Origin of the sequence: Pseudomonas sp. NPDC087639 (genome assembly GCF_044743385.1) — a bacterium.
GTDB lineage: Bacteria > Pseudomonadota > Gammaproteobacteria > Pseudomonadales > Pseudomonadaceae > Aquipseudomonas.
Genome location: NZ_JBIUWI010000019.1, coordinates 43407 through 69512, shown reverse-complemented (window position 1 = coordinate 69512; position 26106 = coordinate 43407). Strand labels below are relative to the sequence as shown.

Here is a 26106-nt window from a genome sequence, read left to right as displayed (position 1 = left end):
GCAGCGGGCGTTTTCCATGCTCCCGCCCTAGCGGATCTGGTGCTTGTGCAGCAAACGGTAAAACGTCGGCCGGGAAACGCCGAGCACTTTTGCCGCAACGCTGAGGTTGTCACTGTGCCGGTTCAACACATCGCAAAGCGCCTGGCGTTCGGCGCGTGTCTTGTAGTCCTCAAGCGTGCCCATGGGCGTGGCGATCGAGTGCTGGCTGATCAGCCCCAGATCACGTGCTTCGATCTGCCGCCCTTCAGCCAGGACCAAGCCGCGACGCACGCGGTTGGCCAGTTCACGCACATTGCCCGGCCAGTCATGTTTGCCCATCGCAATCAGCGCATCTTCACTGAAACTGCGCGGCCGGCGCCCGGTTTCGTGGCTATAAAAGTGGGAAAAGTGGTTGGCCAGCATCGACAGATCACCATGGCGCTCTCGCAACGGCGCAGTGACCACTTGCAGAACGTTGAGCCGGTAATACAGGTCTTCGCGAAAACGCTTCTTCTCGATCGCCGCTTCGAGGTCGACGTGGGTCGCCGCCAACACGCGTACATCCACCGGGATTGGCTGACTGCCACCGACCCGCTCAATGTGTTTTTCCTGAAGAAAACGCAGCAGATTGGCTTGCAGCTCCAGCGGCAGATCACCGATTTCATCGAGAAAGAGTGTGCCTCCGTTGGCCGCTTCTATGCGCCCGACCTTGCGCTGATGAGCGCCGGTAAATGCACCTTTTTCGTGGCCGAACAGCTCGGACTGAATCAGATGCTCGGGAATAGCGCCGCAGTTGATCGCCACAAACGGCTTGCTGTGGCGCTGAGACTGCCGATGCAGCGTGCGCGCGACCAGTTCTTTACCGGTGCCGCTTTCGCCGCGGATCAACACCGGCGACTCGGTGGGCGCCAGTTTGCTCAGCAATTTACGCAGCTCGCGGATCGGTTTGCTGTCGCCCAACAGTTCATGCTCGGGCTGATCCACATGGATCGTGCCCTGCCCACGCAGGCGCGCCATGCCGAAGGCGCGGCCGAGGGTGACTTGCACCCGCGAGACGTCGAACGGCAAGGTGTGAAAATCGAAAAACCATTCGCAGACGAAGTCACCAACATTCTGCAAACGCAGGACTTCCTGATTGAGCACAGCGATCCATTCAGTGCCGCTGCGGCTGATCAGTTCCTTGACGGCTTCGGGACGTTCCAGGTGAAACGGCTGCAAACGCAGAAGGCCGACGTCACAGGTGCGGTCGGCAGCGTTTTCCAGCGTACAACTGTCGACATCCCATCCCACCGCGCGCAAACCGGGCAATAGTCGATGACAGTCGTCACACGGATCGACCACCAATAAACGTCGTAACGCAGGCGCTTCACTCATGACTGTTCCTTGGCGCCAAATTATAGGAAATGATTGTAAAAACAGTCATTTGGCAGACCTGGCTGTAACATTAGCAAGATTTTGACAGCGCCTTGTATCAATTGCTTATAGGTGTGCAGGCAAACTCGTTATAAGTGGCTCGGTTGTTAGTTAGCTATCGACTTACTTCCTCTTACAGAGCTTTCACCAGGCTTTCAAAAACTCCTGGACAAGCCGGTAAATGAAAGAAAGTTGAAATTTCTTTGTTTCAGGTGTGACCTGCTCCCCGGTTGCGTGCATCAGTACAAGTAACCAGCCGCACGGTAAGCCCAACCGACGGCACATCATTTGATTGGGCACGACAGAGAGAAGACCCCATGACCGCCCCGCTCCGTATCAACGAAGCTCTTTTGATTGCCAACCACGCGTTCAAACCTTTCCAGTGCGTGGCCTGGGCGCCTCAAGACGGCAATGGCGAACTGAGCCTGACCGTGATTGATCGCACCAATTCCCATATCGGTCGTAAACAGATTCCAAGCAGCGCCTACTCCGATCCGGCACAGCTTGAGCAACTTCTGCAGCAAGCCCGCGCCGAACTGAGCGATGAAGGTTACACGCTGCAATCCTGGTCGATGCCACACTAATAGCCGGGTGATGCGGATGACGTTCAAGTCATCCGCCCTCCTCTTGTTAGTTGCTCTTTCTATTTTTTTCATCCGCACTTCTGTACAACTTTCCGTAACGGGTCCCAGCATAATTGCTTGGCAGGCTCGCTATTGGTTCAAAAAGACACTGTTCTGGCACAGTGTGACCCTCCACCTGTTAGTTCTAACAGTTGTACTTCCTCTTGTTCAGGGGTTGAATGTTCCGCTCATGCAGTTACCGCCGGTTCCCGGTATTGGTCAACTCGCAAGGAGACGCGTGCATGTCCACTCTGAACGCTTTTGCGCTGCCATCGTTATCGAACGATGCCGGTCAACTCGACAAAACGTTTGCCGTCAACGGCGTCGCTCAAGTGTATTTCGCGGGTAGTTTGTCCAGCCTGACTCAGGATGTTGCGCTCGATGCGCAGGGCAGGATTCTGGTGGCGGCCAAAGTCGGGGTGGCCGCAGGCAGCCGTTTCGGCCTTGCGCGGCTGCTCGCGGATGGCTCCGCCGATTTGTCCTTCGGCCAACAGGGCAGCGTTATCGACACCTTTGCGTATGGGTTCGACGCCATGGCCAGTAAAGTGCAGGTACTGCCCGACGGGCGAATCCTGTTGGCTGGCCTGCATTATGAAAACAGCCATCGCACCCTGCCCGCCCTCGCCCTGTTCGATGCGCAAGGCAAGCCGGAGCAAATCTTTGGTGACAATGGTCGTCAGGTGGTTCGCCTGCCGGGCGATTTGTCGATGGGCACCCGCGACACCTGGCTACCGCCCGGCGTGCCCGGTGCCGAAGCCTGCGACTTTGCGATACAGGACGATGGCCACATTCTGTTGATTGCCAACCATCACTTCGAACTGGCCGACCATGCCGGGATGTTGATTCGCCTCAAACCCGACGGCAGCCTGGATGAAACCTTCAACGGCCGTGGCTTCGTGATGATCCGTCACTTGCTGCTCAATACCTGGCTCAATAGCCTGCTGCTTCAGGAAGATGGGCGAATCGTGGTAGCAGGATCAATCGATTTTCCTCAGCAAGGCCTGTTGGCCCGTTACCTGCCCGATGGAAGTCTTGACGAACGTTTTGCGGTGGACGGCTTCATGGCGTTCACTGCCAACGGTCAAAGTGCCCAGGTCAGTCAGGTTCTTGAGTCCACGAACACGCTGCACTGCTTCGGCAGCAGCCGCGATCCGATCCGCTGCCTGGCGTTCAGTCTGCATCCCAATGGCCGCCCGGACTTGCATCGCAACAACGGCCAGCCGCAACTCCTGGAAATCGGCCCCAGCGGCTGCCAGTGGAGCGCCGCCCAACGCATGGCCGACGGTCGCATGATCGCCGTAGGTGCAACGATTGGTGGGGTGGAAGCTGATTTCGTCGTCGCCCGCTACTGCGCAAATGGCAGTCTGGACCCGAACTTCGGCCAAGGCTGCGGATGGCTGCGCACACGGCTGGGACGCAGTCTCGACACGGCCAACTCACTGGCGGTGCAAACGGACGGCGCAATTGTGGTTGGCGGTTATTCGCTGGATGGCAACTACCGGGCAATGGTTGTGCGGTATCTGAATCCCTGAGAGCTTGATCTTCCTCGACACATCCGGCAACTTGCGCGCTTCTTAAAACAAGGAGCAACCGATGTCCGGTTCAATGGCCCAGGCGTTCGCGCAAAATTTTCTCGGGCATTCGCCACGCTGGTACAAGGCGACCATCGTTGGCTTCCTGATCCTCAATGCGCTCGTGCTGTTCACCGCCGGTCCGGTCGCGGCGGGTTGGCTGTTGGTGATTGAGTTCATCTTCACTCTGGCCATGGCCCTCAAGTGCTATCCGCTGATGCCCGGCGGACTGCTGCTGATCGAAGCCCTGCTGTTGAAGATGACCACGCCGCAGGCGCTTTACGATGAGCTGGTACACAACTTCCCCGTGATCCTGCTGCTGATGTTCATGGTCGCCGGCATCTATTTCATGAAGGATCTGCTGCTGTTTTTGTTCTCGCGGCTGTTGTTGGGCGTGCGTTCGAAAGCGGCGCTGGCGCTGATGTTCTGCTTTCTCTCGGCATTTCTGTCGGCATTTCTCGATGCATTGACGGTCACCGCCGTGATCATCAGCGCCGCCGTGGGTTTTTATTCGGTCTACCACCGCGTGGCGTCTGGCAACGATCCGCGCCAGGACAGCGGGTTCAGCGATGACCAACATCTGCCGACCTTGCACCACGAGGATCTGGAACAGTTTCGCGCCTTCCTGCGCAGCCTGCTGATGCATGGCGCGGTCGGTACCGCGCTCGGTGGTGTATGCACCTTGGTTGGTGAGCCGCAGAACCTGCTGATCGGCCATGAAATGGGTTGGCACTTCGCAGAGTTTTTCCTGAAAGTCGCGCCGGTATCCTTGCCGGTATTGGCAGCCGGCCTGGTGACTTGCGTATTGCTGGAGAAACTGCGCTGGTTCGGTTACGGCACGCTGCTGCCGGACAACGTTCGCGCCGTGTTGGCCAATTACGCGGCCGAAGATAATGCCGAGCGCACCTCGCGTCAGCGCGCGGCGCTGCTGGTGCAAGGCGCCGCGGCGTTGATTCTGATCGGTTGTCTGGCCTTTCACGTTGCTGAAGTTGGCTTGATCGGTTTGATGGTAATCGTGTTGATCACCGCGTTTACCGGTATCACTGACGAGCACCGTCTCGGTAGCGCATTCAAGGACGCCATGCCGTTTACCGCGTTGCTGGTAGTGTTCTTTGCCGTGGTGGCGGTGATTCATGATCAACAGCTGTTTGCACCGCTGATCGAGTGGGTGCTGGCACTGCCGGTCGATCAACAACCGGGCATGCTGTTTATCGCCAATGGTCTGCTGTCGGCGATCAGCGACAACGTGTTTGTCGCGACCATCTACATCACCGAAGTGAAACAGGCGTTCCTGGCCGGGCACATGAGCCGCGAGCACTTCGAGACGCTGGCAATTGCGATCAACACCGGTACCAACCTGCCGAGCGTGGCCACACCGAATGGTCAGGCGGCGTTCCTGTTCCTGTTAACCTCGGCCATTGCGCCGTTGGTGCGGTTGTCTTATGGGCGGATGGTTTGGATGGCGTTGCCGTACACGATCGTGATGGGCCTGCTCGGCTGGTACGCCGTTAGCTTCTGGCTCTGATCAACACCAAATAAACCAGTGGGAGCGAGCCTGCTCGCGAAGAGGGAGTGACAGACAACGGATTCGTTGAATGACACACCGCTTTCGCGAGCAGGCTCGCTCCCACATTGGGTTTTCCGGTTAGGTCAGCGCGGCAGGATGTATTTCTCGATCGCCTGAGCCACGCCGTCTTCGGTGTTTGAACCGGTGACAACATCCGCCTGACGCCGCACCGCCTCTTCCGCCTGCCCCATGGCAATCGACAGTCCCGCGCAATGGAACATCGCCGGATCGTTGCCACCATCGCCAATCGCCGCTGTCTGTTCCAACGGGATGTCGAGATGCGCGGCAATGGTTGCCAGCGCCGTGCCCTTGTTGGCCTCCAGCGCCGTGACGTCGAGATACACCGGCTGTGAACGCGAGACCTGCGCCATGCCGTTGACCTTCGGTAACAGGCGCGCTTCCAGTTCGATCAGAAACTCAGTGTTGTTGCTGGTCGCGACAATCTTGTCGATGCGCTCCAGGTACGGTTCAAAGCTCTCAACCACGACTGGCGGATAGCCGAGACCGTGCTGCTCACGCGACACCATCGGCCCATGCGGGTCTTTGACCAACCAGTCGCCGCCACTGAACACCCACACTTCGACGTCTGGCTGGTCAGCGAACGTCGCCAGAGCAATCAGTGCGGTCGTCGCGGGCAGGTAATGCGCAACCAGCAAACTGCCGTCCGGATTGACGATGGTGCCGCCATTGAATGCCGCAGTTGGCAGGTCGACGCCCAAGGCTTCAATCTGCTGCAACATCGCTTTCGGCGGGCGCCCGGTGGCGAGGCTGAACAGCACGCCGGCCTCGCGCAACGAACGAACAGCGTCGACAGTGCGCTGGCTCAGTGTGTGATCGGGCAGCAACAACGTGCCGTCCATGTCACTCAGGAGAAAACGGATCGGTTTACTCATCCGAGGCCGTGCCAGACGCGACCATCGCGAGTCAGTAGATCTTCGGCAGCCTGCGGGCCGTCTTCACCGGCAGCATACGTTTGAATGCTGGCATCCTGCTGCCACGCATCGAGGAACGGCTGCACCGCACGCCAGCCGTTCTCGATGTTGTCGGCGCGCTGAAAAAGCGTCTGATCGCCGGTCAGGCAGTCGTAGATCAGCGTTTCATAGCCGGTCGACGGTTGCATCTCGAAGAAATCCTTGTAGGCAAATCCCAGCTCGATGTTGGCCATGTTCAGCGCCGGCCCTGGCCGCTTGGCCAGCAGGTCGAACCACATGCCTTCGTTGGGCTGAATCTGGATACGCAGGTAGGTGGGCTGCAACTCGTCGACTTCGGTATCGCGGAACTGCGCATAGGGCGCTGGTTTGAAGCAGATGACAATCTCGGTATCACGCACGCTCATGCGTTTGCCGGTACGCAGGTAGAACGGCACGCCGACCCAACGCCAGTTATCGATCATCACTTTTAATGCGACGTAGGTTTCAGTGCTGCTGTCGGGCGAGACGTTGGCCTCTTCGCGGTAACCGGGCAGCGCTTTACCGCCGACTTCACCAGCGCTGTACTGGCCGCGTACTGAGTTGGCGCGCGCCTCTTCAACAGTCCATGGGCGAATCGCGCCGACTACTTTGGCCTTCTCGCCACGCACGGCATCGGCGCCGAACGCCGCCGGCGGTTCCATGGCGACCATGGCCAGCAACTGGAACAGGTGATTAGGCACCATGTCACGCAGTGCGCCCGTGTGCTCGTAAAAACTGCCACGGGTTTCTACGCCGACGGTTTCGGCGGCGGTGATTTGTACGTGGTCGATGTAATGGTTGTTCCAGAAGGCTTCGAACAGGCTGTTGGAGAACCGGCTGACCAGAATGTTCTGCACGGTTTCCTTGCCCAGGTAATGGTCGATCCGATAGATCTGCTTCTCGGACATCACCTTGAGCAGGCAGGCGTTCAGCGCTTCGGCGGTTTGCAGATCGGAGCCGAACGGCTTCTCGATCACCACCCTTCTGAACGCATCAGGGGTCTCTTCCAGCAGTTTGGCGGCGCCGAGACGACGCACCACTTCGCTGAAGAAACGCGGAGCAGTAGCCAGGTAAAAGACCGCATTGCCGGTGCCGCTGTCGGCGATTTTCGCCGCCAGGGCTGAATAAGTGCTGTCGTCGAGGAAGTCGCCCTGGACGTAGCTGATACCTTTGGCGAGCTTGGCCCACAAGGCCGGATCAAGCATCTGATCGCCCTTGCCGACCTTCGCCGCTACTTCGGTACGGATGAAGTCTTCAAGCTTCTGCGCGAAGGCTTCATCGGTAATGGCGTTGTGGTCAACGCCGACGATCCGCAGACCATCGTCAAGCAAGCCGTCGCGACTGAGGTTGTACAGCGCCGGCATCAGCAAGCGCTTGACCAGGTCGCCGTGGGCACCGAACAGAAACAGCGTGGTCGGTGGTGCGGGTTCTGCCTTGGATTTTCTGCGGATCGTATGGGTCATTTCTTCGGTGTCTCCACATGGCCGCCGAAGCCGAAGCGCTGGGCCGAAAGAATCTTGTCGCCAAAGGTGCCCTGGCCACGTGAGCGATAACGCGAGAACAGCGAGTTCGACAACACCGGCACCGGCACCGCTTGCTCCATGGCCGCTTCGATGGTCCATTGACCTTCGCCGCTGTCAGCCACCGAACCCGAGAAACCGTCGAGTTTCGGGTCGCTGGCCAGCGCGTCTGCAGTCAGGTCGAGCAACCACGAGGAAACTACGCTGCCACGACGCCAGACTTCGGCAATGTCCGCCACGTTAAGGTCGAAACGCTGATCTTCCGGCAGGCGCTCGCTCGATTTGGTCTTGAGAATATCGAAGCCCTCGGCGAAGGCCGCCATCATGCCGTACTCGATGCCGTTGTGGATCATCTTCACGAAGTGCCCGGCACCGGCGGGACCGGCGTGGATGTAGCCGTGCTCGGCACGGTGGTCATCGGACTTGCGATCCTTGGTGCGCGGAATGTCGCCCATACCCGGGGCCAGAGCGGCGAACAGCGGGTCGAGACGCTGCACGGTTTCGGCGTCACCACCGATCATCATGCAGTAGCCGCGTTCCAGGCCCCAGACGCCACCGGAGGTGCCGACGTCGATGTAGTGCAAGCCCTTCTCGGCCAGGGTCTTGGCTCGGCGAATGTCATCCTTATAGTTGGTGTTGCCGCCGTCGATGATGGTGTCGCCGGCTTCAAGCAGGTTGCTCAGGGTTTCGATGGTGTCTTCGGTCGGTGCGCCGGCCGGCAGCATGACCCAAACCGCGCGCGGCTTGTCCAGGCCGGCAACCAGTGCTGGCAAATCGGCAACGCCAGTAGAGCCCTCGGCGACCAGGTTATCGATGAAAGCGGTATTGCGGTCGTAAACAACGGTGGTGTGACCGTTGAGCATCAGGCGCCGCGCAATGTTACCGCCCATGCGGCCCAGTCCAATAATCCCGAGTTGCATGTGCTGATGCTCCTTACTACAAATAAATGTGTGTCAAAGGTTATAGCCCAACGCGACTAATGGAGGTTAGTCCAGAGCGTCGGGATGAAGTTTCCGGGCATTGTGCCCGATTCAGACTGATAACGCGCTGAATCGTGCCGAAGACACACCGACCATGAAAAATAAAAAAGTTCCCTTGAGGGGCAAAAGAAACCAAAATTGGCGCCGATAGTAAGTCAGCACCCCAGAACGGGGGCTATTTACAGTTGAGACACGCCATTTGCGAGGTGAGCAATGGGTACAGTACACACAGCAATGCCGCCACAAACCCTGTACGTCACGATTCGTCGTGATGAATTGCGCCAGTTGAAGGACGAGCGCGACCAATTGAAGCAGGAACTGGCGCAGTTGCGCGCGTTGACCCAGGGCGTTCAGCCCAAACCGCTTCCGGTTGTTCAGCGTCACCCGCACGCCTGATCTCCCCGCCTGATCCGGGAACGGCAAACGCTGTTCCCGTCATGTTGCACCTCTGGCCGCTTCGGCAGTAATTAACAAAACTTTCACATTCCCTTCGTGATACTCCGCTCCTATTCTGGCCGTACCCTCGCGTACGGCCTCCGTTCGTCGGCTTCACGGATGTCCCGGCGGTGGTAGTAACGATTGAGCTGGAGCGCCGAATGGCATTGTTCAAACGCAGCAAAACGACTGCGACAGGTTTCGACTGGGCCGGTTTTATCTGGCTGTTTGTGTTCTTCTGGTACTTCTCGGGTATTACCCAACTGCTGATTCAGATCACCGGCACCTCCGGTTTCACCGGGTTCCGTCAGGCGTTCGTGATGAGCGCGATCTGGCTGGCTCCGATGCTGCTCTTCCCCAAGCGCACAAAACTGCTTGCCGGCATAATCGGTCTGGTGCTGTGGGCCTGTTCGATGGCCAGCCTGGGCTACTTCTTTATCTATCAGCAGGAGTTTTCCCAGAGCGTCATCTTCATCATGTTCGAATCGAACGTGTCCGAAGCCGGCGAGTACATGACCCAGTACTTCGCCTGGTGGATGGTTCCGGCGTTCCTCGCTCATACCGCGTTTGCCTATTTCCTGTGGACTCGCCTGCGCCCGGTGTACATGCCCCGTGCCCGGGCCATGGTCGCTGCCGCCGCCATCGTGATCGCGGTGGTCGGCTATCCGCTGGTCAAGCAAACCCTGCGCATGGGCACCTTCGCTCAGGGTTTCGAGAAGTTCGAAACCCGCATCGAGCCCGCCGTGCCATGGCAAATGGCCGTGGCGTATCACCGCTATCTCGACACACTGGCTGACATGCAGGGCATGCTGCATAGCGCGAGCAAGATCCCGCCGCTGAAAAACCTCAAGACTGCCTCGGCAGATCAGCCATCGACCCTGGTGCTGGTGATTGGTGAGTCGACCAATCGTCAGCGCATGAGCCTGTACGGCTACCAGCGTGACACCACACCGGAACTGGACAAGCTCAAGGATCAACTGGCGGTATTCGACAACGTCGTCACCCCGCGTCCTTACACCATCGAGGCGTTGCAGCAAGTACTGACGTTCGCTGACGAAGAAAATCCGGATCTGTACCTGTCCACGCCTTCGCTGGTCAGCATGATGAAACAGGCGGGGTACAAGACCTTCTGGATCACCAACCAGCAGACCATGACCAAGCGCAACACCATGCTCACGACCTTCTCCGAGCAGGCTGACGAGCAGGTATACCTGAACAACAACCGTAATCAGAACGCCGCCCAGTACGATGGCGACGTGATCGAGCCGTTCAACAAGGCCCTGGCTGATGCGGCGCCGCGCAAGTTGATCGTTGTGCATCTGCTCGGCACCCACATGAGCTATCAGTACCGTTATCCGCCGACCTTCGACAGGTTCAAGGACCGCAACGGGGTACCGGCCGGCGTGCGTGACGACCAGGTGCCGACCTACAACAGCTACGACAACGCCGTGCTGTACAACGACTTTGTCGTGTCGAGCCTGATCAAGGATTACGCCAAATCCGATCCGAACGGTTTCCTGCTGTATCTTTCTGACCACGGCGAAGACGTGTTCGACTCGGTCGGACACAAAACCCTTGGGCGTAACGAAAACAAACCGACGGCGCCGATGTATACCATTCCGTTCATGGCCTGGGCCTCGCCGAAATGGAAGGAAAACCATGACTGGAACTTCGCTGCCGACCTGCAGCGACCGTACAGCAGCTCGCACCTGATCCACACCTGGGCCGACATGGCCGGTTTGAGTTTCGATGAACTGGACCGCAGCAAGAGCCTGGTGAGCGACAGCTTCAAGGTTCGTCCACTGCTGATCGGCGACCCTTATCAAACTGACCAGCGAGCGCTGATTGATTTCAGCCTGATGAAGCCGAAACCCGCCTCACCCGCACCCGCGGATGTCGCGCAAAAGTAATACCGCGAAGGGGCCGAAACCGGCCCCTTTTTCATGCCTGCAACATTTTCAAATAACAATATTTCTCGTTTGATACTAAATCGCAGAACTGCGCTTCGTCTTTGAACAAACGGAATTTTTCCCTCGAAGACAAGGAGTCGGCTGCGATGTTCGCGCCCATTACCCGTTCCATGACCCTCACGCTCGGCCTCTGCGGCGCCGCACTGAGCCCCGATCTGCTGGCGGAATCCGAAGCGGAAAAACAGTCGGAGCCTGCCGCCACGGCGTTGGAACTGGCATCAACCAGCGTCACCGCCCAAGGCCTTGGCAGCAACACCGAAAACACCGACGCCTACACCACCGGTGCCATGAGTACCGCGACGCGGATGAACCTGTCGATCAAGGAAACCCCGCAATCGGTGTCCGTGGTCACCCGCCAGCAAATGGATGATTTCAAGCTCGGTACATTGTCCGAGGCCATGGGCCAGACCACTGGCGTGGTGGTGCAGCACCTTGACTCGGATCGGGTCAACTATTCGTCGCGCGGCTATTCGATCAACAACTTCCAGATCGACGGAATGCTCAACACCTTCGATCGCATGAAGACCGATGCCGACACCATCATTTACGACCGCATCGAAGTGGTTCGCGGTGCAACCGGCCTGACCACCAGCGCAGGCGATCCTTCGGCGACCATCAACATGGTGCGCAAGCGTCCGACGGCGCAATGGCAGGCGCTGGCCGGGGTCAGCGGCGGCAGTTACGACAATTACTACAGCTACGTGGATGTTGGCGGCCCGCTGGCCTTCGATGGCCGCCTGCGTGGCCGCACGGTAATGGCCTATCGCGACAGCCAGTCGATCCGCGACAAGTACGCGCTGCAACGCGAGGTCGGCTACGGGATTCTTGAAGCAGACTTGACTGATTCCACCGTGCTGGCGGTGGGTTATGACTATCAGGATAAACAGGTGCAAGGGTCGTCATGGGGTACCGTGCCCTATTGGAATGCCGACGGCAGCAAGGCAAAACTGGGCCGTTCGACCAACATGGCGACGTCCTGGAGCTCTTGGCCACTCAAGGACAAAACCGCGTTCGCCACACTGGATCAGGAACTGGCGGGAGGCTGGCGTGTGAAAGCGGCCTACACCCACCGCACCAGCGATGTCGACGGCAAGATCTACTACGGCGGCGCCGGCTATCCCGAGGCTGACCGCAGCGGCATGGTCGCCTACACCTCCCACATGATCGGCACGCAGAAAATGAGCGTCTATGACTTCAACGTATCTGGTCCTTATTCGCTGCTCGGCCGCGAGCACGAATTGATGCTCGGTTATGGCGAAGCCGAACACCGCTCCTATGCCCCGAAAACCTTCACCGGCAGTCTTCCCGCCGATTACGGCAAGATCCGCGACTGGAAGTACATGGGCAATATCGGCAAATTCCCCGACACCGTCAGCGATTTGACCGGTTCAAGAGGCAGCACCCGGCAAAAGGCCGGCTACGTTGCCACGCGCCTGAGCCTGACTGACGATTTGCATGCCGTGATCGGCAGTCGTTACGGCAGTTGGGAAGGCAAAAATGCCGATTACTACTATGACGATAACCGGCAACTGACCCGCGTTGACACGACTCATCAGCAGCAGAACGACATCTGGACCCCCTATGCCGGCCTGCTCTACGACTTGACCCCGCAATACACCGCTTACGTCAGCTACACCGATATTTTCAAACCGCAGAACAACCGCGACAGCAGCCGCAAATACCTGGAACCGGTGGTTGGCAGCAACTACGAAGTGGGGCTCAAGGGCAGCTTGCTGCAAGAGCGGCTGAACGTTGCAACTGCGCTGTTCTGGAGCAAGCAGGAGAACGTTGCCGAGCGTGACAATTCCGTCCCGCCGGATCCGGCCACTGGCGAAGAGTTCTACAAATCCGGCGGCAAGGGCAACAAGGTCAACGGCTTCGAAGCCGAGGTCTCCGGCGAAATCCTCGACGGCTGGAACATGACTGCCGGTTACACCTACACCCATTCGGTAAACGGCGATAAACAGCGCACCAATGAAAAGGCGCCGCTGAACCTGTTGCGCATTTCCACGGCGTATCGTTTGCCGGGCAACTGGCAGGCATTGACCGTGGGCGGTGCGGTGAACTGGCAAAGCAGCATCTATGGCGATGCGAAACGCCCCGTCGGTCGCGATGCAGCCGGTAAGTTCATCACTGAAAGCACTCGGATCAACCAGGGCGCGTACACCGTGGTCAAGTTGATGTCGCGCTATGCCATCGACAAAAACCTCTCGGCCTCGCTGAACGTCGACAACCTGTTCGACAAGAAGTATTACGAGAACGTCGGTTTCTACAACGGCGTGTACTGGGGCGATCCGCGAACCGTGACGTTGAGTCTGGACTGGAAGCTCTGACAGCGCTGCAAGACTGAACCTGTTGGGGGATAACCCTCCTCCAACAGGTGTTAACCCCGAGTTAATTCCCGCCGCACAAACTTCCTCCCGAAGTCTGCTTCATGGACGAACGGCTCCCACTTGTTCAGTAGGAGGCACCATGAAAATCACCACTGCAATCCTTGCCGGGCTACTCGCCCTTGGTTCCGCCAGCGCCTTCGCCGAAGGTGGCGCGGAACGCATGCGCTATTACTACGACAACTTCCCGGTACACCACGCGCAAAGCGAGCAATCGAGCGACGCCAAAGCGAAAGAAATCCGGGTTCCAGCCGATCAGACGGCGCAAGTGACCGAGTCCTATCGCGACTGAGTTTTTATCGAGCAACCGATGGACCTCCCACGACTGTGCGCAGGATGGGGAGATGACAGTTGGGCGCCCTTTTCGGGCGCCTTTTTTATGCCTGCAGATTCTTGATCCAGAACAGCATGCGCCCGTGATTCGGGTCGAACATGCCAGGCGCAAAGCCGAACTTGCTGTAGGCGTTTTGCGCAATTGCATTGCCTTCCAAGACTTCAAGAGTGATCTTGCAGCAGCCGCGCTGCCGGGCGATTTCCTCGACCTTGCGCAGCATTTTCTGACTCAGCCCCAAACCGCGAAACTTGCTCATCACCGCCACATCGTGGACGTTGACCAACGGCTTGCAGGCGAAGGTGGAAAAGCCCTCGAAGCAGTTCACCAGCCCGGCCGGCTCGCCGCCGACAAACGCCAGCACGCTGAATGCATGTGCTCGCCGCGCCAGTTCTTCAGGCAACCGGCGCAGCAATTCAGGGTCGATCGGGTGACCGCCGCCCATGGGGTCTTCTGCATAGTGATTGAGCACCACGCCGATGGCCTCGGCGTGCAGTGGATTGGTGTAACTGGCTTGAAGCACAAGAATTTCTGCGGAATCCATTTCCATCCCCAAACACACAAAAGCCCCAACGCGCAAAGTGCTTGCTGAAAGGCTCTCCGACCTTAGCGCGAGCATGATGCGAAAAGCAAAATCAAAAGATCAATGCCCCCAGACCAGCTCCTCGGTCCAGCCCAGTTCAGCGAAATCCACAGCTCGTAATCCGGCCTCGCCTACGCAGAAAAACTCGTCCAGTTGCGGAGGCTTCACCGATGTATCACTGAGCATCGCGTGGACCTGGCCACGGTGATGAATCTGGTGCTCGAACAGATGCGAAAGCATGCGCAGACGACTGTCGTGCTGCGGGGTATCGCGGGCGATTGTCACGATACGTCCAAGATCGGCATCGCGCAGTTGCTCGCAATAAGCGATCAGCCGCCGGTCTACATGGGCCTGTTCTTCGCGCAATCGAGCAGCGCCGGTAAACGGTTCGTCAGCGTTGAAAAACACATAACAGTCCGGGTGTGGCTCATCACCGCGCAACTCGCGCTCCAGCGCATCCACGTAGAACCAGTCGCACGTCAGGATGTGATTGAGGGTCAGGCGGATGCCGGGAAAGAAACTCACACGTGGCGCTGTCAGTGCTGCGTCGTCGAGTTGCGTCCATGCCTTGGCCAAGCGGTGATTGGCCCAGGCATTCTGGTAAGCCATGGTCAGCAGATGATGGGATAGCGGCTGAGTCATGTATGCGCCCTCTTCACTCAAGCTTCGGCAAAGCGCTGCAACTGCATCTCTTGCAAACGGCTGAGGGTCCGCCGGAACGGGAATTCCAGATAGCCCTCGGTGTACAGCGCGTCCATGGCCACGTGTGCCTCGATGTACAGCGGTACCTTGCGGTCGTAGCACTCGTCGACCAGCGCGATGAACCGCCGGACGCCATCGTCGTGAACCGACAACTGCGGCAATTCACGATCACCCGCCACCACCCGCTGGGCGCCGTCTTCGGTGCCGCGAGCGATGCGCCCTTCGCGCTTCTGTGCGCTGAGGTTGGGCACGTCGCTCAAAAGAATAGCCCGATAGGTGTCGCACAGTGCGATGAAATCCATCGCGGCGAACGGTTGCTCGCACAGATCAGCGTAACGGCACCACAGCACGGTTTCACTGGCCTGCACCACGTTCAACACGCGATGACCAACCGGCACCGGCTCGGCGCTGGACGATTGCCCGGCCGTCAGCGTTTTAAAGACTTCATCTAATGCACTGACGCCCTCGGGAGCGGCAACAAAGTAGCGCTGCTGGATCGCCCCCGGATGCAAACGATGATCCTCGGCGCCGTTCACCGCGACCACTTGCATATGCGCCTTGATCGCGGCAATCGCCGGGACGAAACGGTCGCGATTGAAGCCGTCGGCGTACAAATCATCCGGTGGCAGGTTGGACGTACAGACCACCACCACGCCTTCGTCGAACATCACCTGAAACAATCGCCCGAGAATGATCGCATCGCCGATGTCGTTGACAAACAGTTCGTCGAAGCAGAGTACCCGCACCTCTGCCGCCAGCTCTTTGGCCAATGCGCGCAAGGGATCGGCGATCCCGGTCAACTGAAATGAACGTTGGTGCACCCAGCCCATGAAGTGATGGAAATGCTGACGCCGCGCCGGCACCCGCAGGCTCTGATAGAACTGATCCATCAGCCAGGTCTTGCCGCGTCCGACCGGCCCCCACAAATACACCCCGGTGATCGATCGAGCGCCGGTGTGCAAAGCTTCGTGGCATTTTTGCAGCGCCCAGACGGCATGCTCCTGAGCCTCATCCTGGATGAAACCCTTGTGTTCGATGGCGTGCTGCCAGGCGCTTAGCGGGGAGTCGAAAGTCATGCGCGGCAGTATGCCACGATGCCCTGCAGCCCAAACATCCCCTGTAGGAACTGCCGAAGGCTCGGGCAGCTCCTACACAGGTTTTTGTGGGCTTCAGAGATCGACTTTGTGCCTGGCGGCGTAGAGGCAGAGCATTTCCATGGCCAATGTCGCCGCCGCAAGCGAGGTGACTTCCGCGTGATCGTAGGCCGGCGCAACTTCCACTACGTCCATGCCCACCAGATTAATGCCGCGCAGGCCGCCGAGAATTTCCAGCGCTTGTACAGTGCTCAATCCGCCGCACACCGGCGTTCCGGTACCCGGGGCAAAAGCCGGGTCAAGGCAGTCGATGTCGAATGTCAGGTACACCGGGTTGTCGCCCACCCGCGCCCGGATCGCCTCGATAATCGCCTCGCAGCCTTGCCGATGCACCTGTCGGGCGTCGAGTACCTGAAAGCCCTGATGATCATCGTTGGTGGTGCGCAAACCGATCTGCACCGAACGCGCCGGGTCTACCAAACCTTCCCGCGCGGCATGCCAGAACATGGTGCCATGATCGACCCGTTTACCCTCCTCGTCCGGCCAGGTATCGCTGTGCGCATCGAAGTGGATCAGCGACAGCGTGCCGTGCTTGCGTGCGTGGGCCTTGAGCAGCGGATAGCTGATGAAGTGGTCGCCACCGAACGTGAGCATGGCGCTGCCGGCACTGAGAATATATTCAGCGTGGGCCTCAATGCTTTCCGGGATGGTGTGCGGCGAGCCGTAATCGAAATCGCAATCGCCGTAATCGATCACTGCCAGATGATCGAACGGATCAAATGCCCACGGCCAGTGGCGTTCCCAGGCAATGCCAGTAGACGCCGCGCGAATCCCCCGTGGCCCGAAGCGCGCGCCCGGACGGTTGCTGGTGGCGGTGTCGAACGGCACGCCGCTGACCGCCACGTCGACACCGCGCAAGTCGCGGCTATAGCGGCGGCGCATGAAACTGGTGATCCCGGCGTAGGTGCTTTCGGCGGCAGTGCCGAACAGGCTGTCACGGGTCAGGGCCTGGTCATTGAGCATGGGCTGATCCATCGGTGTGCTCCTGTTGTTATTGATGAGTTATTGATGGCTACGGAAAGTGGTCCACAGACGCGTGCGCTGACGCATGTCCTTGAGGTTCATGCTGCGGTCGGCGTAGAGCCGTTCGCGCACGTCGGTCGGTGGGTAGATATCCGGATCGTTGCGGACCGCCGCATCCACCAGCGGTGTCGCGGACTGATTGGCGTTGGCAAAAAACAGTGTGTTGGTCAGTTCGGCCACCGAATCGGGGCGCAGCATGAACTCGATGAACGCCCGCGCCGCCTCGGGATGCGGCGCGTCTTTGGGGATCGCCAGGTTGTCCTGCCAGATCAGCGTGCCTTCCCTTGGAATGCGGTAGGCGACTTCGTACGGTTTGTTGGCCTTGCGCGCCTGATCGGCCGCCATACTCGCGTCACCGTTGTACGTCAGCGCCAGACACACGTTGCCGCTGGCCAGATCGTTGATCTGGCGCCCGGTCGCAACATAGAGCACCGATGGTTGAAGTTTCTGTAACAACGCCTCGGCGGCGGCCAGATCCTGCTTGTCGGTGCTGTAGGGATCTTTACCGAGGTAGTGCAGCGCCAGCCCGATGACTTCCTGCGGCGAATCGAGCATCGCGATGCCGCAGTCCTTGAGCTTGCTCGCATATTCAGGCTTGAACAGTAAGTCGAGGCTGTTCAACGGCACGTCCGGCAGACGTTGTTTCACCGCCTCGACGTTGATGCCCAGACCGAGCGTGCCCCAGGTATAAGGCACGCCGTAGCGATTGCCAGGATCGACGGCGGCGAGTTTCTTTAGCAGATCCGGGTCAAGGTTGGCGTAGCCCTTGAGTCCATCGTGAGGAATCTCTTTTAGTGCTCCGGCCGCCAGCCCACGGGCCAATACGCTGGAGGACGGCACGACCACGTCGTAACCGCTACCGCCGGTGAGCAACTTGGTTTCCAGCACCTCAGCGCTATCGAACGTGTCGTAGCGCACGTGGATGCCGGTTTCCTGCTCGAAACGCTGCAAGGTCTGCGGCGGCACGTAGTCGGCCCAACTATAGAGATTGAGGGTTTTGTCCTCGGCCTGAGCATTGATGACCACGGACAGCAACAGCGCGGGGAAACACAGCTTGAACACGGGAGCCATGACGAACACCTGACCGGAGGAAGTGGTGACAGGATGCGCGCTCGGATACATTGTCAAAATTCCAAGTTTGTTAACCTGACTTTATTGCGGAGTAATGTGATGCTCGGGCAGCTTCACGATGTCGACTTGCAGCTGTTGCGCCTGTTCGTCCGGGTGGTCGAGTGCGGCGGGTTCAGTGCAGCGCAAGGCGAACTGGGCTTGAGCCAGTCGAGCATCAGCCAACAAATGGCCAAACTGGAAACTCGCCTCGGCTATCGCCTGTGCAGCCGTGGCAAGGGCGGTTTCAGTGTTACGCCCAAGGGCGAGCAATTACTGATCGCTGTTCGCACCCTGTTCGAATCGATTGAAACCTTCCGCCATCAATCCAACGGCGTCGCCGGGCGTTTGATCGGTGAAGTGCGCCTGGGTATTTCCGAAGCGGTCGACCAATCGGTATTGCAACGGGTGGCCGAAGCCATCCGCCGCTTCCGGGAACGGGATGAATCGGTGCGCATCGAGTTGATCAGCGCCATGCCCGGCGAAATGGAGCGTTTGCTATTGCAACAGCGGCTGGATCTGGCAATCGGCTATTTCTCCCAGGTGCAAAGCGCGTTCGACTACCGCCAGTTGTTCAGCGAGACACAGCACTTGTATTGCGCGCCGGGTCATCCGTTGTTCACCGACATTGCGCCCAGTGATGCCGCGATCGAGGCCTGTGACCGGGTCGATCATCCGTATCGGTTTTTGCGGTTTGATGAGCCGTTTCAGGGAAAACACTGCTCGGCGCGTTCGGAGCAGGTCGAGGGCACGCTGGCGTTTATTTTGTCGGGCAAACATGTCGGTTATCTACCCGATCACTATGCGCGTGGCTGGCAGGAAAAGGGCTTGTTGCGGCCCGTGCGCGAAGGCGAGTTGAGTTTTGACGTGGCGTTTCATCTGGCTCGGCACCGGGCGCAGGTACCCGGGGATGCGCAGATTGCCTTTGAAGAGGATTTGCTTGCTGCGTTTGCTTGAAGATTAAAAGATCGTCCGAACGCGGCCCGAGCCTTCGGCAGCGCCTACAGAAGGATAAACCTTCCTCGCCCAGTAAAACCTGACCTTTCAGGCAGTTTTATTGCGTTGCCCTCGCCGCCCTCTTCCGGCATTCTGCGCCTCCATTTTCTGACCCGGCCCCGCCTCACGGCACGCAAATCACCATGACCGCCTCTGAAAAAGCCCCACGCAACAACGATCTGATCTACGGCCTCAACGACCGTCCGCACCTCACTGCTACCGTGTTTGCCGCGCTGCAACACGTGTTGGCGAGCTTCGTCGGCATCATCACCCCGACCCTGATCATGGGCGGCGCCCTAGGCCTGCAAAGTGAAATCCCTTACCTGATCAGCATGGCGCTGTTCGTTTCCGGACTCGGCACCTTCGTGCAGGCCAAGCGGTTCGGCCCGGTCGGCTCGGGGTTGTTGTGCCTGCAAGGCACAAGTTTTTCCTTTATCAGCGTGATTCTCAGCGCCGGTTTCATGGTCAAGGCTCGCGGTGGCGGCACCGATGAAATCCTCTCGACAATTTTTGGTGTGTGCTTTTTCGCAGCATTCATTGAAGTGGTGCTGAGCCAGTTCATCGGCAAGCTGCGCATGCTGATCACCCCGGTGGTCACGGGCACGATCATTACGTTGATGGGCCTGTCGCTGATCAAAGTGGCGATGACCGACATTGCCGGCGGTTTCGGCGCGGCCGATCTGGGCGCGGCCAGCCATGTGTTTCTGGCAGCGTTGGTGCTCGGCACCATCGTGGTGTTGAACCGCGTCGACGTGCCGTTCCTGCGGTTGGGCGCGATTGTGATCGGTCTGACCCTCGGCTACGTGGTCGCGTGGCTGATGGGCACCGTGGATTTTGCCAGCCTGCCTGAAGTGCCTCTGGTCAGCGTGCCGGTGCCGTTCAAGTACGGCTTCAATTTCGATTGGGTGGCGTTCGTGCCGGTGGCGGTGATCTTCCTCGTGTCGCCGCTGGAAGCTGCCGGTGATCTGACCGCCAACTCGATGATCTCCCGGCAACCGGTCAAAGGCCCTTTGTACATCCGCCGGATCAAGTCCGGGCTGCTCGCCGACGGTCTCAACTCGGCCATGGCCGCCGTATTCAACAGCATGCCGATGGTGACTTTTGCGCAGAACAACGGCGTGATTCAGTTGACCGGCGTGGCCAGCCGCTACGTCGCTTTCTTTATCGCTGGTCTGCTGGTGGTGTTGGGGTTGTTCCCGATGATCGGTGCGGTGCTGCAACTGATGCCGAAACCGGTACTCGGCGGCGCGGAACTGGTGATGTTCGGCACCGTCGCCGTGGCCGGGATCAAGATCCTCGCCGAGGCTGGCCTGCATCGACGCAACATGCTGATCGTGGCGATTTCCCTGGGTATGGGCCTGGGCATTGCCGCCGTGCCGGAAGTCCTGCGCGAGCTGCCACAAGCGCTGCGTAACATCTTCGAATCGCCAATCACCGTCGGGGCGTTGTGCGCTATCGTGCTGAACATCTTCCTGCCGGAAGAATTCATCGAACTGGAAGAAGACGACTTCGACCCGGAAGCCTCTATTCTTCAGGTCATGGAAAACCCGGATGTCCCGGCCAAAGGTGAACCTGCCTCGCCAGCGGCTGTCGCACAGTTGAACCGTTAAAAGCGACGCCTGCGAAAAAGGGCTGCGCCGGTAACGGTTCAGCCCTTTTTTGTTGAGAGACTGTTTATGCGCCGTCTGCACGCCGTCATCCTGTCGCTACTGCTGTTGTCCCTCAGTGCCTGTGCGCTGTTCCCCAATCGCGATCCGGTGAATATCAATGTGGTCGGTATTGAGCCATTGACCAGCCAGGATCTTGAAGTGCGTTTCGCCATCAAGCTGCGCGTGCAGAACCCCAACGAAACCGCCATCGACTACAACGGCATTGCCCTGGATCTGGAAGTCAACGGCCACTCGCTGGCCTCGGGCGTGAGTGATCAGAGCGGCACCATCGGGCGTTTCTCTGAAGCCATCGTCAGCGTACCGGTCAGCGTTTCCGCATTCTCCGTGCTACGCCAGACCCTCGGCCTGAGCCAGACGCAGACCCTCGACAACCTGCCCTACGTGCTGCGCGGCAAACTCGCCGGCGGGCTGTTCGGCACCATGCGCTTTACCGACAGCGGCAAGCTCAGCCTGCCCAAGGCCAGCGCCGCGACCTGGTAAAAATGCGTTAGCTTCGCACGTCTATCAAAGACACTCATGGAGGCCGCAGGTTTATGGAAGACACACCCACGCTGTATACCGAACGGCTGATCCTGCGCCCTTTGCAATTGGCAGATGCCGAGGCCGTACAGCAACAGTTTGCGCACTGGGAAGTGGTAAGATACCTCAACGCCGCTGTCCCTTGGCCCTACCCGGACGATGGCGCCCTCACCTATTTGCGTGACATGGCGCTGCCAGCGATGGTGGCTGGCAAGGAGTGGCATTGGTCGATTCGCCTGAAGGCCTCGCCGCAGCAGTTGATCGGCAATATCAGCCTGATGGATCAACAGGACAACAACCGTGGATTCTGGCTCGCGCCGGCGTGGCAAGGCCAGGGCCTGATGACCGAAGCCAGTGTGGCGGTGACTGACTACTGGTTCAAAACCCTCGACCGCCCGCTGATGCGTGTGCCGAAAGCGGCACCGAATATTGGCTCGCGCAGACTCTCCGAGCGTGCGGGGATGCGCTTGATACGTACCGATGAAGACAACTTTGTCAGCGGCCGACTTCCTCGGGAAATCTGGGAAATCACTCGTGAGGAATGGCTGAGCACTCAACACTGAACCCCGCCCCTGTAGGAGCTGCCGAAGGCTGCGATCTTTTGACCTTGATTGTAAAAAAAAAGATCAAAAGATCGCAGCCTTCGGCAGCTCCTACAGGGTTTCAAGTGACAGGAATTATGTGTTGAAACGCACACCCGGCTTGGCGCGTTCGTCCACAGACAATTCGAAGACATCCGGCCGTGCCTAGTGGCCGACCACGTCGTAATCGTAGCGAGCGCGGATCAATTCGTCGGTATCGATTGCAGCCGTGAGCAACCCCGCCTCCCCGCGCAACGGCCCCGCCAGCACATCGCCCATTGGCCCGACAATCACGCTCCCCCCGGCAATCAAAGGTCGATCCGCTGGCCAATTGGCAATCTCCACCCCCAGTTCATCTGGCGATGCCTGCACCTGACAAGCACTGACCACAAAACAGCGTCCCTCATGGGCGATATGGCGCATGCTGACCTGCCACATCTCGCGCTCATCCACGGTCGGCGCGCACCAGACTTCAACGCCCTTGGCGTACATCGCCGTGCGCAGCAACGGCATCATGTTTTCCCAGCACACCACCGCACCGAGCTTGCCGACCTGGCTGTCGAGCACCGGCAACGTCGAACCGTCGCCCTTGCCCCAGATCAGTCGCTCCGTGCCGGTGGGCATCAGTTTGCGGTGTTTGGCGACCAGACCGCCCTGCGGATCGAAGTACAACGCCGTGCAATACAGGGTGCTGCCAGCACGCTCGATCACGCCGATCACCAGATTGGCCCCGGTGCGGGCCGACAAACCGGCCAGCGCTTCGGTTTCCGCACCCGGCACATCAATGGCATTGGCAAAATACCGCGCAAATGCTTCGCGCCCTTCCGGCAGTCGATAACCCAGTTGCGTGCCGAATCCCTCACCTTTCGGATAACCGCCGAGCAACGCTTCCGGCATCACCACCAATGCCGCGCCGGACTCGATGATCGCCGCTTCCCAGCCCAGAATCTGCTCCAGGGTTTCGCCCTTGCCACCGGGCAAGGCACCGATCTGCAGCGCTGCAACAATTGATTTTGGCATCACGATGACTCCGTCAGTATCAAGTGTTGCTGATTCTCCAGCGCACAGCGATCATGAATAAAGACCCGATCACTGCTGAATGATATGAGCCATATGAATATCGTCGAAGTCGACCTCAACCTGCTGAAAGTCTTCGAAGCCCTGCATGAGGAATCCAGCGCCAGCCGCGCCGCACTGCGCCTTGGCGTGACGCAATCGGCGGTTAGTGCGGCGCTGCGGCGTTTGCGGGATGTCTATGGCGATCAATTGTTCGTGCGCACCGGACGCGGACTGGCGCCGACGCTTAAAGCCAATCAGTTGAAACCGGTGGTCAGCGATGCACTGAACAAATGCCGGCAGAGCCTGGCGATGATTGATCCGGCGGCCAATCACTACGACGGTCGTTCGGTCACCGTAGGGCTATCGGACGACTTCGAAATTGCCTACGGCCGACGGTTGATCGAGGAACTCGCCCGCAGCGCACCGAAGCTGCGGCTGATCTTCCGCCAGACCCACAGCCAGATCGTCGCTCGCGCACTGATGGAGCGCAGCATCGATCTGGCAATCACCGCCGGCGGGTTTGCCGAACGCTTGCTCAGCCGTCAGGTGTTGGGTGAAGGGGGCTATGCGTGCCTGGTGGACCCGGCGAGCCTTGCGCCCGGCCAGCAGCAGATCGATCTGGAGGAGTTCGTCGCCCGCGATCACCTGCTGGTGTCGTCGGGTGGTTTTATCGGGATCACCGATGAAGGGCTGGCGGCGTTGGGCTTGAGTCGCCGGGTGTGCGCCTCGACCACGCATTTTGCTGCGTTGCCGTATTTGCTAAAGGGCAGCCAGGCCGTGGCGACGATTCCGACGCATGCCGCCCAGGGCATCGCCGCGCTCAACGGGCTGACGCTGCTGCCCTGCCCACTGGCCTTGCCGCGCTACCCGATCGAACTGGGCTGGCGCACCAGCACGCAGATCGATCCGGTGGTGGTGAAGGTTCGCGAGGCGATTGTCGCGTGCTTCACCCAGGGCTGAAACGACGTTACTTGCTCGCCGCCATCAAACGATTGATTTCACTGCGCACCATGTTGGCAAACTCCGGCGGCGACATGCCGTCCAGTTCCGCGCGCACCCACTCGGCCCATTTGCCCTTGCGCTTGGCGCGTTCGCCGAACAAGCGCGCGGCTTCACCTTTGGCTTTGCCCAGATTGTTCTGCCAGAGTTCGAACAGACGGGATTTCTCGTCTTCCAGCGCGGCGCGCTCTGCGAGGGATTTGTCGGCCAGATTGAAACTCATGGGGAATTATCCTGCTGCGTAAAATGGCGACATCTTACACGCTCGACGGAAATCTCCCGCGCAGGTTTTTATTCCTGACCTAAATTCAGTGCAACTTTTTACAAAGCGCCACACTCCATTGATCACTGTCCATTCAACTGCAAGGAGTCACCCAATGGCCCGGAAATCCGCCGTGCAAGCCGCCGAAGAGCAAATCAAGGATCAAGCCTTCAGCGAACTTCAGGCTCTGATCGAAGAGTCGGACAAACTGCTCAAGAGCAGCGCATCACTGGTCGGCGAAGAAGCGGAGAGCCTGCGCGGGCAAATCGCCCTGAAGCTGCAACAGGCACTGGATTCGGTCTCCAGCGTGCGCGACCGCACCAAACCCGCTGTCGAGGCCACCGAAAGCTACATCGGCGGTCATCCTTGGCAGACCGTGGCGATCTCCGCCGGTTTCGGTCTGGTGGTCGGCTTGTTGCTTGGCCGTCGCTGAGCCTCAGCGTAATAAAAAAGGCGAGCCTGTTGGCTCGCCTTTTTCATGTCTGCGGAAAACTCAATAACCGGCCAGTTCCCGCAACTGCACCAGTGTCTGTTCATCCAGCACGACACCCTCGACCTGCGACTTCGCCCGCTGCAAATGCCGACGATCACCCGGCAATCGTTTAAGCCCAACCCCGTGCATCTGCCGCACCAGTTCCTCACTGCGCTCGGCAAAACCCTGCCCGGCCGCCTTGCTCGGGTCGATCACGATCAGCAACTGCCCGGTCCACGGTGTTTTCGCACCGGGATGGTTTGACCAATCGAATTCAAAAGAAAAATTGCCGCCGGTCAACGCCGCCGCCAACAGCTCAACCATCATCGACAGCGCCGAGCCCTTGTGGCCGCCAAACGGCAACAACGCCCCGCCTTCAAGAATTGCCTTGGGGTCCTGGGTCGGCTGACCGAGGCTGTCCACGCCCATCCCGGGCGCCAGTCTTTCGCCTTTGCGCGCAGCGATCTGCACGTCGCCATGGGCGATGGCACTGGTCGCCAGATCAAAGACAATCGGCGCGGCACCGGCCCGTGGCGCGGCAAAGGCAATCGGATTGGTCCCGAACAAGGGTCGATCGGCGCCGTGTGGCACTACGCAGGTCATGCTGTTGACGACACTGAGCGCCACCAGTCCTTCATCGGCGAAAGGCTCGACATCCGGCCACAGCGCGGCAAAGTGATGCGAGTTGCGAATCGCCAACACGGCGATCCCGGCGCTACGCGCCTTTTCCACCAGCAAAGGCCGCGCAGCTGCCAACGCAGGCTGGGCAAAACCATTGCCGGCATCGACACGCACAAACCCGCTGGCAACATCTTCAACCTGAGGCACGGCGTGCCCGTTGACCCAGCCGCTGTTAAGGGTCGAGACGTAGCCAGGAATCCGGAATACGCCATGGCTGTGGGCGCCATCGCGTTCGGCTCCGGCGCAGTTGGCGGCCAGCACCTGGGCGACTTCGGTGGACGTGCCATGGCGCAGAAAAATCGTTTCAAGCATTTGCGTCAGCGCTTCGAGGGTTAACGAGGACGAGACAGCAGAAGACACAGAATTGTGTGGCGCAGACATCTGAAGCTCCAGAATGATTATTGGAGGGAACAACAGCGTACGGACAACTTGCCCAGCGATTAACCACGCCGCCCCCGCCCCCTGTCAACCCTTCGACGGCAGCAATGCCTGCAACACTTGCCAAGCGATAACTATCTACCACCTCGGCGTCGACCTCTCCTCCTAGTCTTGGCCCTCCTTTCTCGCGC

General features: G+C 59.2%; 24 protein-coding genes and 1 pseudogene. 13 read left to right on the top strand and 12 right to left on the bottom strand.

The annotated features are described in order from the left end of the window. Positions 1–27 precede the first annotated feature (27 nt). Entirely contained in the window at positions 28–1353 is a 1326-nt protein-coding gene (locus ACIOVB_RS10790; protein ID WP_187678367.1) for a sigma-54 dependent transcriptional regulator, read from the bottom strand. Between the two features lie 356 nt (positions 1354–1709). Here ACIOVB_RS10790 and ACIOVB_RS10785 point away from each other — a divergent pair, with 356 nt between their 5' ends. From ACIOVB_RS10785 to nhaB, 3 genes are all read left to right on the top strand, one after another. Then, positions 1710–1976 carry a hypothetical protein gene (locus ACIOVB_RS10785; protein WP_095188991.1) on the top strand — a complete coding sequence of 89 codons (267 nt, stop codon included), beginning with the start codon at positions 1710–1712 and terminating at the stop codon, positions 1974–1976. Positions 1977–2257: 281 nt separating this feature from the next. Then, positions 2258–3547, top strand: coding sequence for a delta-60 repeat domain-containing protein (locus ACIOVB_RS10780; RefSeq protein ID WP_401267436.1), 1290 nt, complete (start codon positions 2258–2260; stop codon positions 3545–3547). Positions 3548–3608: 61 nt separating this feature from the next. Further along, on the top strand, positions 3609–5111 hold the full coding sequence (nhaB, locus tag ACIOVB_RS10775; RefSeq protein ID WP_187678365.1) for a sodium/proton antiporter NhaB: 1503 nt from the start codon (positions 3609–3611) through the stop codon (positions 5109–5111). Positions 5112–5236: 125 nt separating this feature from the next. On the opposite strand, the gene ACIOVB_RS10770 is transcribed toward nhaB, so the two are convergent. From ACIOVB_RS10770 to gnd, 3 genes are read right to left on the bottom strand one after another with little or no spacing between them, the layout of a single operon-like run. Beyond that, positions 5237–6046 carry an HAD family hydrolase gene (locus ACIOVB_RS10770; protein WP_401267434.1) on the bottom strand — a complete coding sequence of 270 codons (810 nt, stop codon included), beginning with the start codon at positions 6044–6046 and terminating at the stop codon, positions 5237–5239. Beyond that, positions 6043–7566 (bottom strand): glucose-6-phosphate dehydrogenase, encoded by a 1524-nt coding sequence (gene zwf / locus ACIOVB_RS10765; protein WP_401267431.1) that lies wholly within the window; start codon positions 7564–7566, stop codon positions 6043–6045. The genes ACIOVB_RS10770 and zwf overlap by 4 nt, the downstream gene beginning before the upstream one ends. Then, positions 7563–8543, bottom strand: coding sequence for a phosphogluconate dehydrogenase (NAD(+)-dependent, decarboxylating) (gene gnd / locus ACIOVB_RS10760; RefSeq protein WP_187678362.1), 981 nt, complete (start codon positions 8541–8543; stop codon positions 7563–7565). The genes zwf and gnd overlap by 4 nt, the downstream gene beginning before the upstream one ends. A 273-nt stretch (positions 8544–8816) precedes the next feature. Between gnd and ACIOVB_RS10755 the strand changes: the two genes are divergently transcribed. The 4 genes from ACIOVB_RS10755 to ACIOVB_RS10740 all read left to right on the top strand — a co-directional run bounded on the left by ACIOVB_RS10755 (position 8817) and on the right by ACIOVB_RS10740 (position 13690). Then, positions 8817–8999 carry a DUF6026 family protein gene (locus tag ACIOVB_RS10755; protein WP_283436578.1) on the top strand — a complete coding sequence of 61 codons (183 nt, stop codon included), beginning with the start codon at positions 8817–8819 and terminating at the stop codon, positions 8997–8999. A 200-nt stretch (positions 9000–9199) separates the two neighbouring features. Then, complete coding sequence (locus ACIOVB_RS10750; protein WP_401267428.1) at positions 9200–10948, top strand: phosphoethanolamine transferase CptA; 1749 nt, start codon at positions 9200–9202, stop codon at positions 10946–10948. A gap of 146 nt (positions 10949–11094) precedes the next feature. Next, positions 11095–13341, top strand: a complete 2247-nt coding sequence (locus ACIOVB_RS10745) for a TonB-dependent siderophore receptor (protein ID WP_401267425.1) — start codon at positions 11095–11097, stop codon at positions 13339–13341. A 139-nt stretch (positions 13342–13480) separates the two neighbouring features. Beyond that, entirely contained in the window at positions 13481–13690 is a 210-nt protein-coding gene (locus ACIOVB_RS10740; RefSeq protein WP_401267424.1) for a hypothetical protein, read from the top strand. Between the two features lie 85 nt (positions 13691–13775). On the opposite strand, the gene ACIOVB_RS10735 is transcribed toward ACIOVB_RS10740, so the two are convergent. The 5 genes from ACIOVB_RS10735 to ACIOVB_RS10715 all read right to left on the bottom strand — a co-directional run bounded on the left by ACIOVB_RS10735 (position 13776) and on the right by ACIOVB_RS10715 (position 18262). Beyond that, complete coding sequence (locus ACIOVB_RS10735; protein ID WP_401267422.1) at positions 13776–14273, bottom strand: GNAT family N-acetyltransferase; 498 nt, start codon at positions 14271–14273, stop codon at positions 13776–13778. Positions 14274–14372: 99 nt separating this feature from the next. Beyond that, positions 14373–14954 (bottom strand): DinB family protein, encoded by a 582-nt coding sequence (locus tag ACIOVB_RS10730; protein WP_401267419.1) that lies wholly within the window; start codon positions 14952–14954, stop codon positions 14373–14375. A gap of 17 nt (positions 14955–14971) precedes the next feature. Beyond that, complete coding sequence (gene zapE, locus ACIOVB_RS10725) at positions 14972–16090, bottom strand: cell division protein ZapE (RefSeq protein WP_401267417.1); 1119 nt, start codon at positions 16088–16090, stop codon at positions 14972–14974. A 93-nt stretch (positions 16091–16183) separates the two neighbouring features. Further along, positions 16184–17143 (bottom strand): agmatinase, encoded by a 960-nt coding sequence (gene speB / locus ACIOVB_RS10720; protein WP_401267415.1) that lies wholly within the window; start codon positions 17141–17143, stop codon positions 16184–16186. Positions 17144–17170: 27 nt separating this feature from the next. Further along, a complete protein-coding gene (locus ACIOVB_RS10715) occupies positions 17171–18262 on the bottom strand; it encodes a polyamine ABC transporter substrate-binding protein (RefSeq protein WP_401267413.1) in 1092 nt (363 codons plus the stop codon). A gap of 99 nt (positions 18263–18361) precedes the next feature. Here ACIOVB_RS10715 and ACIOVB_RS10710 point away from each other — a divergent pair, with 99 nt between their 5' ends. The 4 genes from ACIOVB_RS10710 to ACIOVB_RS10695 all read left to right on the top strand — a co-directional run bounded on the left by ACIOVB_RS10710 (position 18362) and on the right by ACIOVB_RS10695 (position 22046). Next, positions 18362–19255: a LysR family transcriptional regulator gene (locus ACIOVB_RS10710; protein WP_401267412.1), complete on the top strand. Its 894-nt coding sequence runs from the start codon at positions 18362–18364 to the stop codon at positions 19253–19255. Positions 19256–19437: 182 nt separating this feature from the next. Beyond that, on the top strand, positions 19438–20904 hold the full coding sequence (locus ACIOVB_RS10705) for a nucleobase:cation symporter-2 family protein (protein ID WP_305443510.1): 1467 nt from the start codon (positions 19438–19440) through the stop codon (positions 20902–20904). 66 nt (positions 20905–20970) lie between these two features. Continuing rightward, positions 20971–21444: an LEA type 2 family protein gene (locus ACIOVB_RS10700; RefSeq protein ID WP_187678349.1), complete on the top strand. Its 474-nt coding sequence runs from the start codon at positions 20971–20973 to the stop codon at positions 21442–21444. Positions 21445–21497: 53 nt separating this feature from the next. Then, positions 21498–22046, top strand: a complete 549-nt coding sequence (locus ACIOVB_RS10695; RefSeq protein ID WP_401267410.1) for a GNAT family N-acetyltransferase — start codon at positions 21498–21500, stop codon at positions 22044–22046. A gap of 114 nt (positions 22047–22160) precedes the next feature. Here ACIOVB_RS10695 and ACIOVB_RS10690 read toward each other — a convergent pair. Beyond that, a pseudogene (locus tag ACIOVB_RS10690) lies at positions 22161–23084 on the bottom strand (carbon-nitrogen hydrolase family protein). Between the two features lie 84 nt (positions 23085–23168). On the opposite strand from ACIOVB_RS10690, the gene ACIOVB_RS10685 reads away from it, so the two are divergent. Next, on the top strand, positions 23169–24083 hold the full coding sequence (locus tag ACIOVB_RS10685; RefSeq protein ID WP_401267409.1) for a LysR family transcriptional regulator: 915 nt from the start codon (positions 23169–23171) through the stop codon (positions 24081–24083). Positions 24084–24090: 7 nt separating this feature from the next. Here ACIOVB_RS10685 and ACIOVB_RS10680 read toward each other — a convergent pair whose 3' ends face one another. Beyond that, the gene (locus ACIOVB_RS10680) at positions 24091–24345 is read right to left on the bottom strand and encodes a hypothetical protein (RefSeq protein ID WP_187678345.1); all 255 of its coding nucleotides are present in this window, start codon (positions 24343–24345) and stop codon (positions 24091–24093) included. Positions 24346–24499: 154 nt separating this feature from the next. Here ACIOVB_RS10680 and ACIOVB_RS10675 point away from each other — a divergent pair, with 154 nt between their 5' ends. After that, positions 24500–24817 carry a YqjD family protein gene (locus tag ACIOVB_RS10675; protein WP_187678344.1) on the top strand — a complete coding sequence of 106 codons (318 nt, stop codon included), beginning with the start codon at positions 24500–24502 and terminating at the stop codon, positions 24815–24817. Between the two features lie 60 nt (positions 24818–24877). On the opposite strand, the gene ACIOVB_RS10670 is transcribed toward ACIOVB_RS10675, so the two are convergent. After that, entirely contained in the window at positions 24878–25918 is a 1041-nt protein-coding gene (locus ACIOVB_RS10670) for an Ldh family oxidoreductase (protein WP_401267405.1), read from the bottom strand. Positions 25919–26106 lie beyond the last annotated feature (188 nt).